Raw genomic sequence first — 21,154 nt, 5'->3', positions numbered from 1 at the left:
ATGCGGTTTTGCTTGTTTGTGGCTCAAAAGCAAGCTTTTAAAACCGGCCAATAGAACGTCATTGTCAGGTGCGATCTTTGATATCGCGGTAATGGCGTATAGATTCGCCGACATAGATCTGACGGGGGCGATAAATAGCAACACGCTCGCCATGTATCATTTCACGCCAGTGAGCCAGCCATCCAGGCATACGGCCAATAGCAAACAGGACAGTAAACATATTGGTAGGAATGCCGGCTGCGCGCAGTATCAGGCCTGAATAAAAGTCGACGTTCGGATAAAGCTTGCGAGAAATGAAATAGTCGTCATTCAGCGCGACTTCTTCGATTCGTCTGGCAATATCCAGCAGAGGGTCTTTGATGCCAGGCTTGTTGAGCAGCACGTCGCAATGTTTTTTCAGTACAGTGGCGCGCGGATCATAATTCTTATAAACCCTGTGACCAAAGCCCATCAGGCGCTTGGACGAATACTTGTTTTTGGCTTCGTTGATGAATTCGGTACCGTCTCCGCCTTCAGCATGTATTTGCTCCAGCATCTTGATCACTTCCTGATTGGCCCCGCCGTGCCTTGGTCCCCATAATGCGGAAATGCCGGCCGAGATAACGGCATAGACATTCGCCATGCTGGAGCCTGCGGTACGGACAGAAGACGTGCTGCAGTTCTGTTCGTGGTCGGCATGCAATATCAGCAGCATATCGATCGCGCGCACGATATCATCGTCCAGTTGGTAATCGCGTACCGGCGACGCGAACATCATGTTCAGAAAGTTGCGGACGTAGGATAGCGTGTGGGATGGATAGACCAGCGGTTCACCTATCGATTTTTTGTAAGAGAAGGCCGCGATAGTGCGTACCTGCGAAACCAGATTCGCTACAATCTGTATTTCGGATGCTTCATCGAGACGGTCGAAAACCGGGTAAAAAGTCGACAGTGATGCGACCATCGTTGCCAGGATGCCCATGGGGTGCGAGCCGCGCGGGAAACCGTTGAAAAAATGGTGCATGTCTTCGTGAATGATTGATGAGTCATTCAATGCGGTTGAGAAGTGCTGCAGCTGTTCCACGGTCGGCAGTTCGCCATACAGCAACAGGTAGGCGACTTCGACAAAGCGCGAATGTTCAGCCAGTTCTTCAATAGGATAGCCCCGGTAACGCAAAATGCCTTTTTCACCGTCAATATAGGTGATGGCGCTTTCGCAGGCGCCTGTATTTCCATAACCCTCATCTAGTGTCACATAACCGGTCTGGCTGCGAAGCTTGGAGATATCGATCGCTTTCTCACCTTCAATTCCTATATAGGTGGGCAATGTGTAAGTCTTATCATCCAAGGTCAATATAGCCGGGGTTAGCGGCTTTAATCTATCGGTCATATATACTAAATCTCCAAAACTAATAGGTAACCTTGAAATTGAAGACTACCAAGGTTACCGCAAGCTATTCTCTCACTAATTGTTCATTATATCCGGATCTCCCTTTCAACTTTCAGTTTTCGTTAACTGTTAAGTTGAAAGGCTCTAAAGCGCCAGTCTGTTGGATTATTTTTTCATTCAGATGCTGATGCTATAACTCAACAATACCATATTAGCTATATGACAAGGCAATAAAAGCTTTCACAATTTCAGCCGCATTAGCCATGCCGGTATGCAAATGGTGTTCAATTTCCGCCATGGTAATTTCGCCTTCGGTTTTGCCGGCAGCCCAGTTGGCAACCACAGCAACCGTGGCGTAGTCCATATTCAGCTCCTTGGCCAGAGCCGCTTCCGGCATGCCGGTCATGCCGACCAGGTCGCAGCCGTCGCGTTCCATTCGTTGAATTTCTGCGGCTGTTTCCAGGCGCGGGCCTTGTTTGCAACCGTAAGTACCTAGGGGGGAAACTTTAATATTGGCTTGGGCTGCGGCAGTGATCAAGCGCGAACGCAGCTTTTGACTGTAAGGGTAGGTGAAGTCTATGTGGGTCACTGCATCTTCATCATCTTCAAAAAAAGTATGGCTGCGGCCATAAGTGTAATCGATGATCTGATCCGGGATGGCGATATGGGCGGGCGCCATTTCAGCGGTGATGCCGCCGACTGCGGCCACGGCAATGATTTCTTCAATGCCCAGCTCCTTAAGTCCCCAGATATTGGCCCGGTAATTGATTTTATGAGGCGGTATGCTGTGTGGATTGCCGTGCCGGGCTAGGAATACCACTTCAACGCCGTTCAGTTCGCCAGTAACATACTCAGCCGAAGGCGATCCATAAGGCGTGGTGATCCGATCCCGTTTGATGATTTTCAGTTCAGGCATTTGGGTAAGACCTGTACCGCCGATGATGGCCAATTGGGTCATGATAGTTTCCTCGTTTTTATTCTTTACAGGCATAAATGCCGGCTGCATTGCGTAAGTAACCCTTGTAGTCCATGCCATAGCCGAACAGGTAACGGTTTTCAACTTCCAGGCCGACAAAATCTGCTTTTATCGGTTTTTCATGATCGAGAATTTTATCGACCAGTACGGCGGTAAAGACGGCCTTGGCGCCTTGCTCCAGGCAATATTGGTAAATTGCCTTTAATGTAATGCCTTCATCCAGAATATCGTCGACCAGAAGAACTGTTCTGTCTTTAAGCGGGGCGCCTGGCTTAAGAATCCATTCGATGTGGCCTCCCGAGGTCTGGTTCTGATAGCGGCTGGCATTGATGGCATCCAGCGTCAGCGGTATCTTCAAGCGAGTCATTAATTTGCCTGCCGTAACCATGCCTCCGTTCATGACGCAGAGGAATAACGGGTTGCGGTCGGCGAGTGCGGCATCGATTTCTTGAGCCATTTTATCCAGGGCGGCCTCAACTTCCTGTTCGCTGTGCAGTAAATCGGCGGTAGCCTGTACGTGTTTGATTTCTTCAAGCATGATTAAAAGTTTGGTTAATTTGATCTGAGATTTTTTGCCATTTCTCGCAGTTCATTAACTGCTCGCGGTCCATTTGCGGCTTACCCCGCATGCTGTTGAGGCGTCGTTCCCTGAGCGGATCTTGGGTAACGGGCAGCGAATCAAGCACCTGCTCTGCAGCGCGCGGATTATTGCAGACCAGTATCATGTCGCAGCCTGCCTGTTGTGCCAGCCTTGCACGTTCGGGGAAATCGCCGACCGATGCGGCGCCTTCCATGGTGAGGTCGTCGCTGAAAATTGTGCCGTTGAAGTTTAATTCCCTGCGCAGAATTTGTTGTATCCAGAACGGCGAAAAGCCGGCTGGGCTGGCATCGATGTTGGGATAAAGCACATGCGCGGGCATAATGCCTTCCAGTCCTTCAGTAATGAGTTGCTTGAATGGCAGCAGGTCTTTATTTCTGATGCTGTCTATGTCCCGTTCATCTATGGGCAGCGTAAGATGCGAATCCAGCGCTACAGCGCCATGGCCCGGAAAGTGTTTCCCCGTAGCGGCCATGCCGGCGGCCTGCATGCCTTTTCTGAAGGCGCTTGATAAGCGTGTTGCCAGTTCATGATCTGTTGAAAATGAGCGGTTGCCGATGATCTCGCTGACACCGCAATCAATATCCAGGACGGGGGCAAAGCTGAAATCGACGCCGACAGCCAACAGTTCGGCAGCCATAAGCCAGCCGGCGGGTTCGGCCAATTCAGGGGCTTCTGCATAACGCGCCGCAGGCGGCAGGCGGGTAAAACCTTTCTGGAAACGCTGAACTCGTCCGCCTTCCTGATCAACGGCAATCAGTAGATCGCCTTGGCGTGCAGCGCGAATGCTTGCGATCAGTTCAGTGACTTGCTCGGGGCTTTCATAGTTGCGCGAAAAAAGTATGACTGCACCGGTATTGGGATGATTTATGACTTCTTTTTCATGCGGCGTCAGGGTCAAACCCTCAACATCCAGCATAATCGGGCCGATAGGATAGTTATGTGTCATTGCCTATTGTCGTTTGGAAAAGGCCTATTCAGATCTGATATTTAAGTTATACAGAATTAAATTTGCATTGTTATTAAGCTTTTGTGCATTCCGGCTTATACAATTTTGCTGGAGATGAACAAAAATAGAGCCAATTATAGAGTATTTGCAGGTAAATCCGAAGTTTGCTGTAAATCTGGCGATATTTTTAATCAATGTTTAATTAAAGATCGAGAGTTAAATAGCGCTTAAAAAACCTCCGGAATTACAGTATGAACGCATCTGCTTTCGAAACGGATGCAACGCAAAACCACTGAGCGGCATAAGGCGCAATGACAGAAACGTATCGCCGCCAATAAGCAGAACAGTGGACAAGCATGAATATGGCGAAACCTGAAAAGGCGTGTTTTTGCCACATTTCTGGTTAATTCAAGCGGTCGCCTAACCGGTCTTCAATAAGCTTGAGATTTTCTAAAATTTGCTGCTGTGTGTAGGGGATTGGGTCGAATTTTCCCCAGACGGGCGCCGGCCAGGCTTTATCGGTCCGGTAGCGGACGATGTGATGAATATGCAGTTGGGGCACCAGGTTGCCGATCGAGGCGATATTCATTTTGTCGGCTTTGTAAAGCGCGGCCAGGTTTTCCGCCAGATAGCCGGATTCCTCCATTAACAGTTCCCGCTCCGGCTTTGACAATTGATAGATCTCATTCAATCCCGCCTTTTCAGGCACCAGGATAAACCAGGGATATTGGCTGTCGTTCATCATCAGCAATCGGCATAACTCAAACCGGCCGATTTCGATGCAGTCTTGCTGGAGGCGAGGGTGTAATTGGAATGTCATGATTTTTATATACTGAGGCTTGAATTAAACTCAAAAATAGGTGAAATTTGCTATTTAAAATATAACAAATAGTAAAAGGTAGTTTCATGTCTGCGCAAACGATTTCAATTCAAGACTTGCCCCATGAAAATAAACTGGCGGTCTCGTTCCGGTTGCTGCTGGGATTGTATGCCATCATTCCTGCTTGTTTGCTGCTGCAACTGATTGATGTCGGATTTTTGCAGGGATATCTAAAGCAATATCTACCAAGCAGTCCTCACCATTTCATATTGTTCCAAATTGTTTTCGGTACGCCTCATATTGTTGCCAGCGCCATTGTCATGGCCAGCAACACGGAATACCTGAAGTTTTACAAAAAGAAAATCATTTTGATGACGGCCGCTCTTGCGGCTTTTTTCGGCATAGGCAGCCTGTTTATTCCTTATCTGGTTTTTTATGTGCTTGTGGCATGCTGGACTGTCTACCATGTGCTTAAACAGCAGCATGGCGTGGCGCGGAGCATCTGCCATCTGCCGGCATGGGCGTTCTATCTGCTATTATGGTTGAGCGTGGCAGCCGGCATTGTAGTTTACATCGGCATATTTCTGAAAAACACCCTGGACGCCCAACAGACTGAATGGGTCAAGCATGCGGCCGCCGGCTTGTGTATTGGCCTGGCATTGAGCACGGTTTTGTGCCAGCGCTACGTCACTACATCGTTTGGAAAGCTGTTTCTCTGGGCCAATACCTTGCTGGTGCTGAGCAGTTTTTATCTTTACAGTCAGCAGTATTACTTTCTGGCCATTCTGGTGCCAAGGCTGGTCCATGATGCCACGGCTTATGTATTTTATGTGACGCACGATTACAACAAGCATTATTCGCATCCACAGAATTTCATTTATCGTTGCGCCGCTCGCTGCAACCTCCATGTTTTTGTTGTGTTGCCTGCGCTTTCCTTTATGCTGGCGTTTGCTTTGCAGAACTATGGCGATGCGGCGGTTAATTTAATGACCAACTACATCTTTGGCATAGAGTTCCGCAAGGTTATTACCGTCGGCTTGCTGGGCTATCTGGCTTTGATGCATTATTACACGGAAGCTTTTACCTGGAAGCAGGGCTCTCCATATCGGCGTTTTATCGCTTTTACGAAGTGACAGAGGTGAATGGCAGCTCGCTTGCGGCGGTTGTGGCTGAGAGGCTTTTTCGGCTTAAAGCAGCCGGTTAGGGCAGGGGAGCTGCCTCAAAGCGTAAACGAATGCAGATAACGCCTGTCTTATGGACAGCGTTATTCTGCTAAGGCTATAAGTTGCTGATGCGGGTTGCAAGAAACAGAATTCTTATTACGCTAAAGCCCGTCATCATCCATTTGGGCGGCAAATCCGGAAAAGTTATAGCCGTGTCAGCAAAAATATCAAGCGCATCAAGTCGCCCTGACGTCGGGTATTGGTTTTCTCGAATACCTTTTTCAACTGACTGCGAGCGGTATTGTCGGTGATATCGTATTTTTGACCATATTCGGCCAATGACAAACCGTCCGCCAAGGCCAGACATAGCCGCAACTCGGCGGCTGTCAAGCTGAATAAATCCTGAAATGCCCGCCATTGCTCTTCGGAATAACAGCCGGGGTCACACAATATCGCCATGATTTTTAATCCACCCTCGTCGCCCGGCGATTGCCGCATTGGAAAACAGCCCAATAACAGTGGAGAGCTATTAGCGCGCTCTAACAGCAGAATACAGCTTCTAGCCCGCCGGGAATCAAGCGCCGAAGGCGTCGAATCGACGGTACGAGATTGCGCCAATCCATTGATAAATGCCTTGAACTGTTTTGCATTGTAGGAGTCGAGCAGAGTGAATTTCGGTTTCAACCGCAAAGGTATCGCATCGCTCTCCAGAAGGGCATCGACCTTTTTAGACCGATACAACACACGCGATTGACTGTCTAACAGCAAAACATGTCTGCCGAAAGTTTCAAACGAGGAGAAAATGTGTTGAAAATGCTCGGCCTGATAATCGGCGGCGCGCCGGAATTGCCTGCGGCGTTCGATGCGTGATGAATTATTTTCGTTTACCGGATCAGGTGGGTCGGATTCGCTGGTCATTGGATTATTACGGTTGCGCTTTTTGTTGTTTGTCTTTCGCTACCACTAGGTATCGGGCTGTTTTTGATCGAACTCAGGCAATTTGGTCTATTTCAGCAGTTAAGCCAAAGGCGGGCCTCCATGGACGCTGAGTATTAATCCCTTCTTAATTGTAGGGTTACAGCTATTGTAGCGATAAAATGCGCATTCGGCACCATCAACTTACAAGTTAGGCTGATTGGCTTGGTTTAATCAATCTTCGGCGTTACACTAGGGGCTTGCTGATACGCGGAGATAGTGTTGTGACTACATTAAAACAAACGCCGCTTTACCCTCTTCACCTTGAACTAGGGGCCAAAATGGTGCCTTTCGCCGGTTATCGGATGCCGTTACACTACCGCAACGGCACACTGCACGAACATCTGCATTGCCGTCATTACGCCGGCTTCTTTGATATTTCCCACATGGGCCAATGCCTGATTCTGGGCGATTCAGCCGCCGGCGAATTGGAGAGGCTGACACCCAGCGACATCATCGGACTCGCTCCCTGCCAGCAGCGCTATACCGTTTTGACCAGCGACACTGGCGGTATCATTGACGACATCATCGTGACTCGCCTGCCTTCAGGTTGCATGGTCATTGTCAATGCGGCCTGCAAGGAAAAAGATTTTGAGCATTTTAAAACTCATTTATCTGACCACTGTCATTTCAAAGAAATGACCGATCGGGCACTGTTCGCTCTGCAAGGCCCTGCCGCAGCAACGGTCATGCAGAAATTCTCTGCGGCAGCCGCTGATTTATCCTTTATGCATGCTTGCGAAGACGACATTAACGGCATCCGCTGCATAATCAGCCGCAGCGGTTATACCGGCGAAGACGGTTTTGAAATTTCCGTGGCCGGCGAGCAGGCGGATCATCTTGCCCGCTTATTGTTGGCTGAAGAGGCGGTGGAACCCATAGGGCTCGGCGCACGCGACAGTTTGCGGCTGGAAGCGGGCCTGTGCCTGTATGGGCATGAACTCGACGAATCGATAACGCCTGTGGAAGCGGGCCTGCGCTGGCTGATCAAAAAAGGCCATGATCAGTTTCCGGGCGCTGACAGGATTCTTACGCAGCTACAGCACGGCACAGAGAAAAGCAGTGTCGGCCTGCTGGTCGAAAGCAAAATACCGGCGCGCGAAGGCTGTATTATTGCCGATGAAGCGGGCGAGGCTATCGGCCATGTCACCAGCGGCGGTTTTTCCCCTAGCCTTGGCCGCCCCATCGCCATGGCGATGCTGCACAACCCGGCGCCGGGCTCCGACAGGGCATTATATGCACGAGTCCGTGATCACCTGCTGCCGGTCATGATCACGGAATTGCCTTTTATCCCCCATCGCTACCGGAGATAAAACCATGCCTTCATCTCGCCTCAGTCTGGACAAACTGGAAATGCGCGGCAACTTTATCCATCGCCACATCGGGCCTGATCAGCAGCAAATTCAGGATATGCTAGCGGAACTCGGCTTGAATGAACTGGAAGACATCATCCAGCAGGCGGTTCCGGCGGATATTCTGACTGACGAACCGCTGAAGCTGACTGAAACGATCAGCGAACGTGCCGTGCTCAAATACCTGCGCAGGATGCGCGCACGCAACCAGGTGTTCACCTCCATGATCGGCATGGGCTATTACGGCACGATCATGCCGGCCGTAATCAAACGCAACGTACTGGAAAACCCCGGCTGGTACACGGCGTACACGCCGTATCAGGCCGAAGTCAGCCAGGGCCGGCTCGAAGCCCTGCTGAACTTCCAGCAGATGGTGATCGATTTGACTGGCATGGAACTGGCGAATGCCTCGCTGCTTGATGAAGCAACCGCCGCGGCCGAAGCAATGACCATGTCGCGGCGTTTATCGAAAAGCGCTTCCAACAGCGTGTTCGTCGATCAGGACTGCCACCCGCAGACCATCGCCGTTATTCAAACCCGCGCGCACTCGCTAGGCTATGAAGTTATCGTCGGCGATCCGTATCAGGATCTGACGCAGCAGGACTTCTTTGCGTTGATCGTGCAATATCCGGGTTCGAAAGGCGAAATTCATGATCTCGGCGAAATGACCGCAATCGCCCATAGCAAATCGGCGCTGGTTACGGTCGCGGCGGACTTGCTGAGCCTGGTGCGGCTGAAGCCGCCCGCCGCCTTCGGGGTCGATATTGTCGTCGGCAATTCGCAGCGCTTCGGCGTGCCGATGGGCTACGGCGGCCCGCATGCCGCTTTTTTTGCCACCAAGGACGACTACAAGCGTTCCGTGCCGGGGCGCATCATCGGCGTATCCAAAGACAATCACGGCCAAGTCGCGTTGCGCATGGCCCTGCAAACGCGCGAGCAGCACATCCGCCGCGACAAAGCCACCAGCAATATCTGCACGTCGCAAGTGCTGTTGGCCGTCATTGCGGGTTTCTATGCGATCTACCACGGCTCTGAAGGCCTGCGCCTGATTGCCGGCCGCGTGCACCGCTATGCGGAAATTCTGGCCGCCGGTCTCAGGCAATTAGGGCACCACGTTATCAGCCAATGCTATTTCGACACGCTGCTGGTGCATACTCCGCACCGGGCCAAGCGCCTTGCCGCGCATGCCGCCGAATCCCATATCAACATACGCGTCGTCGACCCTGACCATATCGGCATTTCGCTCGATGAAACGACGACGCGCAATGATTTAAGAGCGCTCTGGCAGGTCTTTTCATCGCCTTTTGCCAGTCTGCCCGATATTAATGCGCTTGATGCATCGATAACGGAATGCATTCCCGAATCGTTATTGCGTGCCGATGACATTCTTGAGCACCCGGTATTCAAACGCTACCATTCGGAAACCGAAATGATGCGTTACATGCGCCGATTGGCGCGGAAGGATATTGCGCTGGACCGCTCGATGATACCGCTAGGCTCCTGCACGATGAAGCTGAACGCGGCCACCGCCATGCAGACCATTTCCTATCATGAGTTTCATAGTCTGCACCCGTTTGCGCCGTTGTATCAAACCCATGGCTATCAGCAAATGTTCGCCGAACTGGAGGATATGCTCTGCGATCTGACCGGCTTTGACGCCATTTCGCTGCAGCCCAATGCCGGCTCTCAGGGCGAATACACCGGCTTGCTGGTCATCCGCAAATATCATGAAGTCACGGGTCAAGGCCAGCGCAACATCTGCCTGATACCGGCTTCGGCACACGGCACGAATCCTGCCAGTGCCACTATGGCTGGCCTCAAGGTCGTTGTCGTGGCCTGCGATGAAAACGGCAATGTCAGCCTTGATGATTTACAGGCGAAAGTCGCCGAGCATCACGACACGCTGGCTGCGTTGATGATTACCTATCCGTCCACGCATGGCGTTTATGAAGAATCATTCCGCACCATCTGCGACCTGATCCACAAGCATGGCGGGCAGGTCTATCTGGACGGCGCCAATTTCAATGCGCTGGTAGGCTTGAGCCGGCCCGGCAAAATCGGCGCCGATGTCGCCCATCTCAATCTGCACAAAACTTTCAGCATTCCGCATGGCGGCGGCGGGCCCGGTGTCGGCCCCATAGGCGTGCGCGCCCATCTGGCGCCATACTTGCCCGGTCATCCGGTGGTCAAGGGCGTCAATCCGGCCCAAAGCAAATACGGCACGATCGGCACCGTGTCGGCCGCGCCATGGGGATCGGCCAGCATACTCGCCATATCCTGGGCTTATATTGCCATGATGGGGGCGGCCGGGTTGAGACGCGCGACTCTGTTAGCCATTTTGAATGCCAATTATATCGCCAGGCGGCTAGCGCCTTATTACCCGATCTTATATACCGGCAAAAACGGCTGGGTCGCTCATGAATGCATTATCGACTGCCATGCCTTCAAGAAATCCTGCGATATTACCGTCGACGATATCGCCAAGCGCCTGATTGACTTCGGCTTTCATGCGCCGACCGTCTCGTTCCCGGTTGCCGACACGCTGATGATAGAGCCGACCGAAAGCGAGAATAAAGTTGAAATCGACCGTTTCTGCGATGCGCTGATCGCGATCCGCCAGGAAATCAAGGCCATTGAAGACGGCACGGCCGATGCTGAAAACAATATATTGCGCAATGCGCCGCATACGCATCGTTTATTACTGGAAGAATGGACGCTGCCTTATTCTAAACAGCAGGCTTTTTTTCCGGCCAGCTATCAGCATGACGATAAATACTGGCCTCCGGTGGGGCGTATCGATAATGTTTATGGCGACCGGCATCTGGTATGCACTTGTCCACCTATGTCGGAGTATGAATAGTGGTATTTAAGTAAGACTATCAGGACCTACGCAAGCCTGTGCAGGGATCTCCCGATACTAATCGCTGCAATGCCCGAACTGACCGGTTTGCCTGTAGAGGGAACTTACTGCACAATCGCCCCATCTTAATGGGTATTTAACCCCCCAATAGCGGATATTCCTGATAGCATTGATGCCTTGGTCGTGGAAACTATCACAGACAACGCCTCTCCTGTGATTGCTTAATCCTGCGTTCGCTGTAATTAAGCCTGTGATCTATATCCAGGCTATTGTTCAAAGAGTAGTAAAAGTTTGATACCCATAAAACAGCCGATGGCTTTTGTTGACCTGGAAACTACCGGCGCTTCTGCAACTAAAGACCGCATTACAGAAATTGGCATCGTGTTAGTCGATGAAAACGGCATTCAGGAATGGAGTCAGTTGGTTCATCCGCAAACCCGAATACCTGCGTACATCGAGCAGATGACCGGCATCACCAATGCCATGGTTGAACAGGCGCCGAAGTTTGCCGAAGTGGCAGACGAAGTCGAGGCGATGTTACAGGGCAGGCTGTTCATTGCCCACAATGCCCGTTTTGATTACGGCTTTTTGAAAAATGAATTCAACCGCCTGGGCATGACGTTCAGGCCTACGGTGTTATGTACCGTCAAGTTATCGAGAGCGCTCTATCCCCAGTACAGGCATCATAATCTCGACAGTCTGATGGAACGCCATAACCTGATCACCAAAGATCGCCATCGGGCCTTGGCCGATGCCCAGCTGATTCACCAATTCTGGCATGTGCTCTTGGAAAAATTTTCCGAATCAGAGCTCAACGACACGGTCCGGCAGTTGATCAATCGTTCGAGTCTGCCGTCGCATATCGATCCGCTATTGATCCATGAACTGCCCGAAGGCCCCGGCGTTTATCTATTCTATGGCGAAAATGACCTGCCGTTGTATATAGGTAAAAGCGTCAATATTAAAAGCCGTGTTTTGTCGCATTTTTCCGCCGATCATCGTCACCATAAGGAGATGAGCCTGTCGCAACAGTTACGCCGAATCGACTGGATTGAAACGGCAGGCGAATTGGGGGCATTGTTGACCGAAGCCAAACTGGTCAAACAATTGCTGCCGACGCACAATCAACGGTTGCGAAGGAAAAAGGCGCTGTGCGCCTGGCAGCTTCAGCAACAAGGTGATCATCTGCGGCCGGTATTGGCCTGGGCCGACGATCTTGATTTTGGCGCTCAGGACAATCTGTATGGCTTGTACCACAGCCAACGCGATGCGCAAAAAGCATTGCGCAGTCTAGCCGATCAATATCAGCTCTGTTTGAGTGTGCTGGGTCTCGAAAAGACAGCCGGAAACCGCCCTTGTTTTGCCCATCAGCTTAAAAAATGCCGGGGAGCTTGCGTAGGCAAGGAACGACCGCTGGTTCATGCAGGCCGGCTATTGATGGCAATGACTAGGCTTAAACTCGCCGCTTGGCCTTATCCGGGCGCCATCGGCATTCGGGAGGGGGATGATCTGCATGTCATTGATCAATGGTGCTGCCTCGGTACGGCAAAAAATGAAGCGGATGTTCAGGCATTATTGGCCGCAGGAAAGCCGGTGTTTGACCGAGATACTTATCTTATTCTCAACAAAGCTTTGAAAACATCGAAGGTGGTCCTGTTAAAAGATAGTTAATTTAAATGACTGAAACTTAAGCGTTCTTTGAGTAAAATAGGCATAGTTCGTCTCAATAGATTCTGCTAGTTTATCTCCCTGTGCCATCTTTTGATTAAGGAGCGGGTGATGAAACAATCAGCACTAATGCTTTTTATACTGGCGCTACTTTGGGGCTGTGAAAATACCAAAGGGCAATATCGGCATGATCCCAATCATCATGAAAATATCATGCAAAATAATCGGGATTGAATGCGCCTCTGCCTGAAAGGGGAGGATTGCCGATCCAAGCCACAAGGCCAGGCTCAACGGCGCATCAGCGCTTGAAGATTATCGCTTTCAAAGTCCGATCTGCTACTCAAATAGCTAGTGCGCCAGAGCCCATGGGCGCTTAGTCGCTGCCGGACGGCTTGGGTTTGGTTGTCTGCCGCGGAGCAGGCAAATTTGGCGGCGGCGGCGCAAGCCATTCCTGCTGAGTACCATACGTCAGCCTTCCCGGCACGGGAACCCGATGGTTTTGACTGTACATGCACTGAATGTAAATGATGTCATAATCTTGTTGACCTTCCTCTTCGGAATCGGGCCGGTTTTGCGATTCGTCAATTTGCTTATAGGCAAGCCGCCTGCACAACTGATCGTCATTATGGAACTGATCGTAGCTTTTACCAGTGCCTGGCAGTACTAAAATACTCGGGCTGCTTGGCATTGTCGTGCATGCGCCGAGCACGAAAACAGAAATTAGGATTATCAGAATCTGTCGCATTGGGCACGCCTCCGTTAGGGAACAATTTTTTGCCAACTGGTTGAGCAATTCCTGACATAAGGATAATAACCGGCTGGCCTGGTGCAGTAATACCAATAGCCGGGTTCTTGCCCGGCAGGTTGAGGATCGATTTTCGCCCAGCCTGACGGACATTCTTTCACATGGGGATAATATCCCTTGGGATTTGAACAATAGCTCCAACTGCCCGGTTCAAGCGGCTGGACTTTGGGCGCAGTCCCTTGTTCTATGTAAACAGGAGGGGTGATAGTCGAGGAGTAATAAGGAGGGGTTGAATAGTAAGGCCAGTAATAATAGGGCGGCCAATAATAGTCTGGCCAGAAGAAAGGGTAGCCTGCGTAAAATCCCCAACCGCCGTAATAATAAGAGGGATATACTTTATGCCCTGGCCCGATATAACCGCCTCTGCGAACATCTCCATAGCCGCCGCTAAATCTGCCGCTGTAGATCCCCCTGAAACCGCCGCCTCTATAGCTTCCGCCATAATCTCCTCGATGATCGCCGCCACTAAATCCACCGCTGTAGATCCCCCCAAAACCGCCGCCCCTATAGCCGCCGCTGAAGCCGCCTCCATGACCTCCACTGATACCGCCTCCACGGCCTCCGCCAAAACCGCCGCCTTGAATTCCGCCAAAGCCGCCTCCACGGGCTCCGCCTCCGTCACGGGCCGAGGAACTTTCGCTAACTAGGAAAGCAACAAGGATCATCAGCACAATTGATAGTTTTCTGAACATCATGATCATTTCCTCATCTGGCGGATTGAGCCGAAGAGAACGGGAGTCGTCTTTTACATTACCTCACAATTGACCATTTTTAGGAATCGAAAGTCCAACGATCAGTCCTCTGCGTGGCCTGGCCGGGACATGTAAGCCCAGGAACATGCGCTCTCGAATCGGCACAGCATCATTGACACGATGCCCTGGTCAACCAGCCCGCTAAATCACCCACATCGACTAAAACGCCATCAGGACCCAGATAATAAACATGGTTGTTGTCGGCTGAAACCCCTGCATAAGAGTTTGTCTGGCTATAATGGCGATAAGTATACGGCGGTTGAAATTGCGAGGTTGCTCCAGCCGGAGAAAATAAGTCTGGGTAATTATTTTCCGCCCAATTCAGAAGGCACTCTATTCGATTGCGCAACACGGAATCCCGCGTAAATTTACCGATTGAGTTTAATGTACACGAAAAGGGTACGCCGGAGTCCGTGCCTCTGATTTGGCCCGTACCACTTAAAGTAAACTCATCCGGAGCGTTTACTGCGCCTGTCGCGGTAAAGCTATTTTCAGAAAGCGTTACGCCGGCCCCGGGAACAACAAGTACCCCGGAAAGAGTGACCATGTTGCCGTTTATCTGGCCGGTTCTTTTGATTGGATCGGGGCCTGGTCCCGTATAGCTGATGTTGCAACCATTCTGCAGAATGTCAAATGTTCCCGTGTCGCTTATAGGGTCAGTAAACGGCTGTTCTCCCTCAGCTTGACAGGTAAAAGTGCCATTTTCCGAAAAATTCCATCGGCCGGCGATATTAATGCATGCCGCCCCGTTAGAGCCTTTAACCGTGATTTCCGGCTGCGTTTCGCCATTATTAGGTTTCAAGATATCTACTTGGCGGCCGTTTCCTCCGCCGATGCCGTAGATTTTCATGGATGGCGCGGAATCCACTCCGGCTGAGACAAAAAGCAGACAGGCCATCATATATAGTGAAAACGATTTTTTCATTTTCTTTCTCCTCTATTTATCAGCCTCAATTTTTGAACCGAAATTAGAGGCTTACGATAAAAGTTAAGCAAGCCGCATGATTAGCGGAGCATTTCGGAATTATTGGGCCGGCCAATCCTCCTGTAAGCGCTGTTCTAAAGGATGAACGGTATGACCGGTCGATGGGGTAGTCCTTGAATCGGACTTAATCTGGAAAAGCACAGGCATATGATTGCGCCGGATGAAGATAGAGCATCAATGTGGAATTGATCGGGATCAGTAGCTGCTTGCAGTAATGCAGGCAACTCGATAGGCTTCTTTTTCATACTTCTCAGACACCGCTCGCTCGTTCAAGTGCCCTATCAGTTCAAGGAGTCTTTGAAAGTCTTAATAGATTAAGTCGACGGATGTTCAGGTCATTATTCTCTAAAAAGATTACGTTATTAACCCATGTAATCCATATAAGCTCTGTAGCCGGCAAGGACTGCCAATATCAGAAAAATTGCGCCGCTGATTTTGTGCAGCAGAGTTAACGGGAATTTCTGCAGGATAGTGCGTCCTGCCAGAATGCCAAGGGCCGATGTTGAGGCGAGGGCGGCTGTAGAACCCAGCCAGACGGCAACAGGAGAGGCGGTACTGCTTAAAGCGACGACGGCCAACTGCGTTTTATCGCCGAATTCAGCCACTGTAATCAGCAGAAACGTGGTAAAGAAAATGCCGTGGCCGCTTTTTTCCTTGACTTCCTCGTCTTCATCCTCTTCTTCTATCCGTAATGCATGAATGCCAAAGGCCGCAAACAAGAAAGCGACAGTGGCCGCAACGATATACTCAGGCAGCCAGGCGGCGATAGCAACACCGAAAACCACGGCCAGCGTGTTTAAAAAAGCGAAGGCGGTGATGGCTCCGAGCATGACCGGCAGCCCTCGATGCCTTGACGCCAGCGTCATGCAAACCAGCTGGCTTTTATCGCCGATTTCGGCCGCTGCAATCAGCGCATAGCTGGTTGCGGCCGTGGCCGATATTTCAGCCAAGTTGCCGGAAGTCAGTAGAGATAAAAAGTGTTGTAGATAGTTTTGAAAGTGCTGTAGATAATTTGGAAAGTGTTGTAGATAGTTTTGAAAGAAATTTTGCAGCTCACCCATTATTTGTCTCTGTAAACAGTACGAAAGGCAAACGTCCGCCCCACCGGCAGATGCGGCGGACAGCCGATATATGTGTTTGGTTTGTAGTGGAAGTTAGGGATCTTTGTCAGCCCAACAGGTTATCCAGAACCATCATGATGATAAAGCCGATCATGAGGGCGAAAGTGGCATAACGCGAACGGCCGCCGGAATGCGTTTCAGGAATGATCTCCTCGCTGATGACGAACAGCATGGCGCCGGCAGCAAATCCCATGGCGACCGGCAGTACCGGTTCGAACAGCGTGACCATGGTGATGCCCAGCAAGCCCCCCACGGGCTCAACTAGGCCGGTGACAGTGGCGATGCCTATGGCTTTCCAACGGTTATAGCCGAGGCCCACCAGCGGCAGGGCGACGGCCAAACCTTCGGGAATGTTTTGCAGGGCGATCGCGACAGCCAGAATCACACCGTTTTTGATCTCTCCTGAACCGAAGCTGACGCCGACCGACATGCCTTCAGGAAAATTGTGAATCGTAATAGCGATAATGAATAACCAGATTTTTTTTAACGAGGCCAGTTGCGTATCTGAGATGGTCTCGAAATGAACATGGGGCAGTTGGCGATCGGCATAATGCAGAAACAGCCCGCCAATCAGCATGCCGATGGAGACGACGTAAATGCCGTTGCCGGGCCAGATCTCGTTGCCATAAGTCATGCCGGGAACCAGCAGGGAAAAGGCCGTCGCCGCGAGCATCACGCCGGCCGCCGCACCAAGCATGCCATTGAACAGGTTGACTGAAATGTTTTTAAAGTACAGGGCGGGCAGGGCGCCGATGCCGGTCGCCAGTCCAGCCAGAATGCTGGCGAAAAAGCCAATCACAACGATTTTGCCGAAAATCAGATACAAAGCGCCGAACAGGGCTATCTGCGACAATAAAAACAGTCCGGCTACAACGCTCCAGCGCTTCAATGGAGGCATGGCCTGCAGTTTTTGATAGTTCTGGCTGGATTTTATCCGGACTAATTGATGTTCTAAGTAGCGCTGTATTTTATTGACAGTATTTACTGTGATTGTCATAAGCGTGGCCTGCCTCAGCTGATCTGAATGGTTATAGTTATTGTGCCTGGCATTATAGCTAAATACTCTGCTGTTGTATGGTTATAAAAACCTAAGAAGCTGTTTGGAAACTCCCGCTTCAAGCCAGGCGATTCAACATAATGCGGGTCATGGCGATGTAAATCCAGGTTTCATCGGTGAGAGTGAGACGCTCATAGCTTTTGCTGAGGCGGCGTGAGTGATTCAGCCAACCGAAGGTGCGCTCAACCACCCAGCGCCGGGGCAATAGCACAAACTTCCGGGTTTCCTTGGGTCGCAGCACCACTGCCAGACAGAATTTGAAGCGTTCTGCGACCCAAGCCACTAGCCGACCACTGTAGCCACCATCCACCCAAATTTTCTTCAGTTTTTTGCAACTCCCCGGCAGTTGACGGAACAATAACCGAGCACCGTCTCGGTCTTGCACACTGGCAACGGTCACTACGGCAACCAACAGCAGCCCCAGTGTATCCACCAGAATATGGCGTTTACGGCCATTGACCATTTTCCCGGCATCGAACCCGCGTGCTCCGGGAACCGCTGTGCACTTGATACTTTGGCTGTCCAGGCAACCGGCCGTCGGGTGTTTATGACGACCGCATTGTTCCCGCAGTCTTGCGTGCAGCAGATGGTGCAAACGCTTCCAGGTGCCCGTTGCAGGACCAACTACTAAAATAGTAGTAAACGGCCGTCCAAGCCGGAAACTCGCGGGGCAGTTGCCGCCACTGGCAACCGGTCTTCAGAATATAGAGGATGGCCTTGATCACCTGCCGCAGACTTATCACTCGAGGCCTTCCCATTGCCGACACCGGCAGATGGGGTTTCAGGTAACGCCACGCTCCATCGCTCAGGTTACTCGGATAACGCTGCTTCCGCTTTTTGATTCATGAGTACACCTGCTGGTAGCAAAATTTCATTACCCTAAATCAGAAAAACGAAATTTCCAAACAGCTTCTAAGTAATTCAATAAGCCTGTATCTGCCGCATGGTAATTTAATTGCCCGAATATAGGAATTTTTCCTTTTTTGGGGTCATGTCTATGTTCTCCCGGTTGATTTAGCTACCATGTCTGGTTCTTAAGTTTGGGGGGATAATGAAAAAAAATCTTGTTTATGGAGCGATCGGGCTTTTCAGCCTGTCCTCGCTGTCTGCCGTTATGGCGGAAGAGCAATCAAAAGTTACGCTGGAAACCATCGATGTCGTAGGCGTTACGCCATTGTCGGGCAGTGGCGTTGAGGCCGCCAAGATACCGGCCAATATCCAGACGGTGACCTCAGAGCAGTTGGAGAAGGCGCAGAGTCTGTCTCTGAATGAATATATCAACCGCTATCTGGGCAGCGTACATGTCAATGAAGCGCAGAACAACCCGTTGCAGCCTGATATATATTACCGCGGCTTTGTCGCTTCGCCATTGCTGGGATTGCCGCAAGGCTTGTCGACCTATGTGAACGGAGTCAGATTTAACGAGCCTTTCGGCGATACGGTCAACTGGGACCTGATCCCCAAGGGTGCGATTGACACGATGGCATTGGTGCCAGGGTCCAATCCGATGTATGGCTTGAACACGCTGGGCGGCGCCATAGCGCTCAAGACCAAAACCGGCTTTTCGGCGCCTGGCCATCAGTTTGAAGTTTACGGCGGTTCATGGGACCGGCATTCGGAAGAATTAACCAGCGGCGCCAATAACGGCACCTGGGGCTATTTTCTCGATGTGCACAATTTCGGCGAACAGGGTTGGCGCGATTTCTCGCCGACGCGCGCCAAGCAGGTTTTAGGCACCTTGAGTTGGCAGAACGACCGCGGAGAACTGGATTTAACGCTGGCCGCCAACGATAACGATATGAAAGGCAACGGCGCAGCGCCTGAACAGTTGCTGGGTCTGGGCAGAAAAGCCGTATTTACGCATCCTGACCAAACCATTACGCGCATGTTCTTTTCCGAACTGTCAGGCAGTTATGACCTGACCGATGACATTGAAGTAAGCGGTAATGCCTATTTCCGTCAGAACCGGATCAGAACCTTTAACGGCGATGACAGCGATTTTGATGGCTGTGCAGATGACAGCGGTTTGCTGTGCGATGAGTCAGGCGAATTTCCGGTTGTCGATATCAACGGCAACCAGGTGCTTGAAGACGACAGCGTGGAAGGCGCGACCAATAATACCAGCGCAACCAATATGCGCAGCCGGGGCGGCACTTTGCAATCGATGTTCAAGCAGGACTGGTTCGAGCATGAAAACAATCTGACAGTCGGCGCCAGCTATGATTATGCCGATGTGCATTTTGGTTCCGATACCGAATTGGCGCAGCTGACCGATGACCGCGGCACCATAGGCAGCGGTATTCTGGTCAGAGACGCCAGGGTGCGCCTGAATACCAATACCGAAACCTATGGCTTCTATCTGAGCGATACATTCTCGGTGACCGACGATCTGGCCGTCACATTGGCCGGACGTTACAACCATGTCAGCATCACCATGGCCAACCAGTTCATCGACGGCGAGGACAAATTAAGCGGCAAGCATAGTTTCGAGCGCTTTAATCCATCGGCCGGCTTTACTTATCAGATTATCGATAACGTCGGCATGTACGGCAGTTACAGTGAATCCTCGCGGGCGCCGACGCCGATGGAGTTAAGCTGCGCCGATCAGGATGATCCCTGCCGGCTGCCGAATGCGTTTGTTTCCGATCCGCCGTTGGATCAGGTCGTGGCCAAAACTTGGGAGGGCGGTTTCCGCGGGGATTTTGATAAATTCTTGGAGAAAGGCGACATGAAGTGGAATCTGGGCTATTTCCATACCGTGAATCATGACGATATCATCTTTAATCGCGGCGGCGACAGCATCAGCGAAGGATTTTTCAGCAACGTCGGGCAAACGCGCCGTTACGGCATAGAAGCCGGCACTACGCTTAATTATGCGCAGTTGTTCAGCGGCATTGACGACTGGCATTTTGCGGCCAATTATACCTACCTGAATGCGCGTTTTATGGATGGCTTTACGATTCAAAGCCCGTTGGATGAAGACGAGCCGGCTCAAGTAACGCGCGGCAATAGAATTCCGGGCATGCCCGAGCATATCTTCAAGGCGTCGATCGGTGTCGATTTATGGAAACGTTTCTCGTTGGGCATTGATGGCCTGTACAGCGGTGATCAGTTCTTTAGGGGCGATGAGGCCAATACCACTCCGAAGCTGGCCGGTTACTGGTTGTTCAATGCGAAGGCGGAATATAAGATCAATAAACACCTGGCCTTGTTTGGTAAGGTGGATAATATTTTCGATAAGGACTATGCCTCTTTCGGTGTCTACGGGCAAGCTGATGAAGTTTTGGGCGATGCTTTCAATAGCGGCCGTTTTGTCTCGCCCGGCGCGCCAAGGGCCGGATGGATCGGTGTGCGCTTGAGCATGTAAAATTCCGGATTGAGCTGAGCAGGGACGCTCGAAAATCTGAAACAAGTTTGTATAAATTGCAGGCAATAAAAAGCCCGCATGGAGCGGGCATACTGAGTGTTATTATTTTTATTATTTTTGTTGTACTCTATGATCCTCTGTACAACTTAACTCAAGCAGAATTACTTAATTTATTATTGTTATCAATAGCCTGAAAGGCTTATCCTCCTCTTAGCCGGCCGTTAAACCGGGCTCACTCCGTTAAGCTGGTGAAGATTCTATATCAAAAAAAACAGTAGTGTCCATCAAAAAAAATGATTTTTTAAGTTAAATAGTATCGGCTCGAAAATAGTTAATA

The 21,154-nt window shown here is 50.9% G+C and carries 18 protein-coding genes; 6 read left to right on the top strand and 12 right to left on the bottom strand.

The features are described from left to right. Positions 1-64: 64 nt before the first annotated feature. The 5 genes from ACTNE6_RS12405 to ACTNE6_RS12385 all read right to left on the bottom strand — a co-directional run bounded on the left by ACTNE6_RS12405 (position 65) and on the right by ACTNE6_RS12385 (position 4,712). Positions 65-1,369 (bottom strand): citrate synthase, encoded by a 1,305-nt coding sequence (locus tag ACTNE6_RS12405; protein ID WP_194968331.1) that lies wholly within the window; start codon positions 1,367-1,369, stop codon positions 65-67. Positions 1,370-1,580: 211 nt separating this feature from the next. After that, complete coding sequence (locus tag ACTNE6_RS12400) at positions 1,581-2,327, bottom strand: S-methyl-5'-thioinosine phosphorylase (protein WP_434484014.1); 747 nt, start codon at positions 2,325-2,327, stop codon at positions 1,581-1,583. Between the two features lie 16 nt (positions 2,328-2,343). Continuing rightward, the gene (locus ACTNE6_RS12395; protein ID WP_442496946.1) at positions 2,344-2,883 is read right to left on the bottom strand and encodes a hypoxanthine-guanine phosphoribosyltransferase; all 540 of its coding nucleotides are present in this window, start codon (positions 2,881-2,883) and stop codon (positions 2,344-2,346) included. After that, positions 2,876-3,892, bottom strand: a complete 1,017-nt coding sequence (gene nagZ, locus ACTNE6_RS12390; protein ID WP_442496945.1) for a beta-N-acetylhexosaminidase — start codon at positions 3,890-3,892, stop codon at positions 2,876-2,878. The genes ACTNE6_RS12395 and nagZ overlap by 8 nt, the downstream gene beginning before the upstream one ends. Positions 3,893-4,295: 403 nt before the next feature. Beyond that, positions 4,296-4,712 carry an HIT domain-containing protein gene (locus ACTNE6_RS12385; RefSeq protein ID WP_442496944.1) on the bottom strand — a complete coding sequence of 139 codons (417 nt, stop codon included), beginning with the start codon at positions 4,710-4,712 and terminating at the stop codon, positions 4,296-4,298. A gap of 86 nt (positions 4,713-4,798) precedes the next feature. Between ACTNE6_RS12385 and ACTNE6_RS12380 the strand changes: the two genes are divergently transcribed. Beyond that, positions 4,799-5,845 carry a hypothetical protein gene (locus ACTNE6_RS12380; RefSeq protein WP_442496943.1) on the top strand — a complete coding sequence of 349 codons (1,047 nt, stop codon included), beginning with the start codon at positions 4,799-4,801 and terminating at the stop codon, positions 5,843-5,845. 234 nt (positions 5,846-6,079) lie between these two features. On the opposite strand, the gene ACTNE6_RS12375 is transcribed toward ACTNE6_RS12380, so the two are convergent. Further along, entirely contained in the window at positions 6,080-6,793 is a 714-nt protein-coding gene (locus ACTNE6_RS12375; protein WP_442496942.1) for a helix-turn-helix transcriptional regulator, read from the bottom strand. Positions 6,794-7,074: 281 nt separating this feature from the next. On the opposite strand from ACTNE6_RS12375, the gene gcvT reads away from it, so the two are divergent. The 4 genes from gcvT (at position 7,075) to ACTNE6_RS12355 (ending at position 12,964) form a co-directional block, all read left to right on the top strand. Next, complete coding sequence (gcvT, locus tag ACTNE6_RS12370; RefSeq protein WP_442496941.1) at positions 7,075-8,163, top strand: glycine cleavage system aminomethyltransferase GcvT; 1,089 nt, start codon at positions 7,075-7,077, stop codon at positions 8,161-8,163. A gap of 4 nt (positions 8,164-8,167) precedes the next feature. Next, the gene (gene gcvP / locus ACTNE6_RS12365) at positions 8,168-11,062 is read left to right on the top strand and encodes an aminomethyl-transferring glycine dehydrogenase (protein ID WP_442496940.1); all 2,895 of its coding nucleotides are present in this window, start codon (positions 8,168-8,170) and stop codon (positions 11,060-11,062) included. A gap of 312 nt (positions 11,063-11,374) precedes the next feature. Continuing rightward, the gene (locus ACTNE6_RS12360; protein ID WP_442496939.1) at positions 11,375-12,733 is read left to right on the top strand and encodes an exonuclease domain-containing protein; all 1,359 of its coding nucleotides are present in this window, start codon (positions 11,375-11,377) and stop codon (positions 12,731-12,733) included. Positions 12,734-12,841: 108 nt separating this feature from the next. After that, entirely contained in the window at positions 12,842-12,964 is a 123-nt protein-coding gene (locus ACTNE6_RS12355) for a hypothetical protein (protein WP_255528652.1), read from the top strand. A gap of 139 nt (positions 12,965-13,103) precedes the next feature. Here the strand turns inward: ACTNE6_RS12355 and ACTNE6_RS12350 are convergent, their stop codons facing one another. The 6 genes from ACTNE6_RS12350 to ACTNE6_RS12325 form a co-directional block, all read right to left on the bottom strand. Next, positions 13,104-13,475 carry a glycine zipper family protein gene (locus tag ACTNE6_RS12350; RefSeq protein WP_194968322.1) on the bottom strand — a complete coding sequence of 124 codons (372 nt, stop codon included), beginning with the start codon at positions 13,473-13,475 and terminating at the stop codon, positions 13,104-13,106. A gap of 14 nt (positions 13,476-13,489) precedes the next feature. Next, on the bottom strand, positions 13,490-14,230 hold the full coding sequence (locus ACTNE6_RS12345; RefSeq protein WP_442496938.1) for a hypothetical protein: 741 nt from the start codon (positions 14,228-14,230) through the stop codon (positions 13,490-13,492). Positions 14,231-14,396: 166 nt separating this feature from the next. Further along, a complete protein-coding gene (locus tag ACTNE6_RS12340; protein WP_442496937.1) occupies positions 14,397-15,212 on the bottom strand; it encodes a hypothetical protein in 816 nt (271 codons plus the stop codon). Positions 15,213-15,634: 422 nt separating this feature from the next. After that, complete coding sequence (locus ACTNE6_RS12335; protein WP_442496936.1) at positions 15,635-16,333, bottom strand: TMEM165/GDT1 family protein; 699 nt, start codon at positions 16,331-16,333, stop codon at positions 15,635-15,637. A 106-nt stretch (positions 16,334-16,439) separates the two neighbouring features. Beyond that, the gene (locus ACTNE6_RS12330) at positions 16,440-17,390 is read right to left on the bottom strand and encodes a ZIP family metal transporter (protein ID WP_194968318.1); all 951 of its coding nucleotides are present in this window, start codon (positions 17,388-17,390) and stop codon (positions 16,440-16,442) included. A gap of 118 nt (positions 17,391-17,508) precedes the next feature. Then, a protein-coding gene (locus ACTNE6_RS12325) for an IS5 family transposase (RefSeq protein WP_442499697.1) occupies positions 17,509-18,292 on the bottom strand; the annotation gives its coding sequence in 2 pieces (ribosomal slippage) (positions 17,509-18,066 and positions 18,068-18,292; 783 coding nt in all). Positions 18,293-18,501: 209 nt separating this feature from the next. Between ACTNE6_RS12325 and ACTNE6_RS12320 the strand changes: the two genes are divergently transcribed. Beyond that, positions 18,502-20,817 carry a TonB-dependent receptor gene (locus ACTNE6_RS12320; RefSeq protein WP_442496935.1) on the top strand — a complete coding sequence of 772 codons (2,316 nt, stop codon included), beginning with the start codon at positions 18,502-18,504 and terminating at the stop codon, positions 20,815-20,817. Positions 20,818-21,154 lie beyond the last annotated feature (337 nt).

Origin of the sequence: Methylobacter sp. sgz302048, from assembly GCF_052162025.1 — a bacterium.
GTDB lineage: Bacteria > Pseudomonadota > Gammaproteobacteria > Methylococcales > Methylomonadaceae > Methylobacter.
This window is presented reverse-complemented; position numbering and strand designations above follow the sequence as displayed.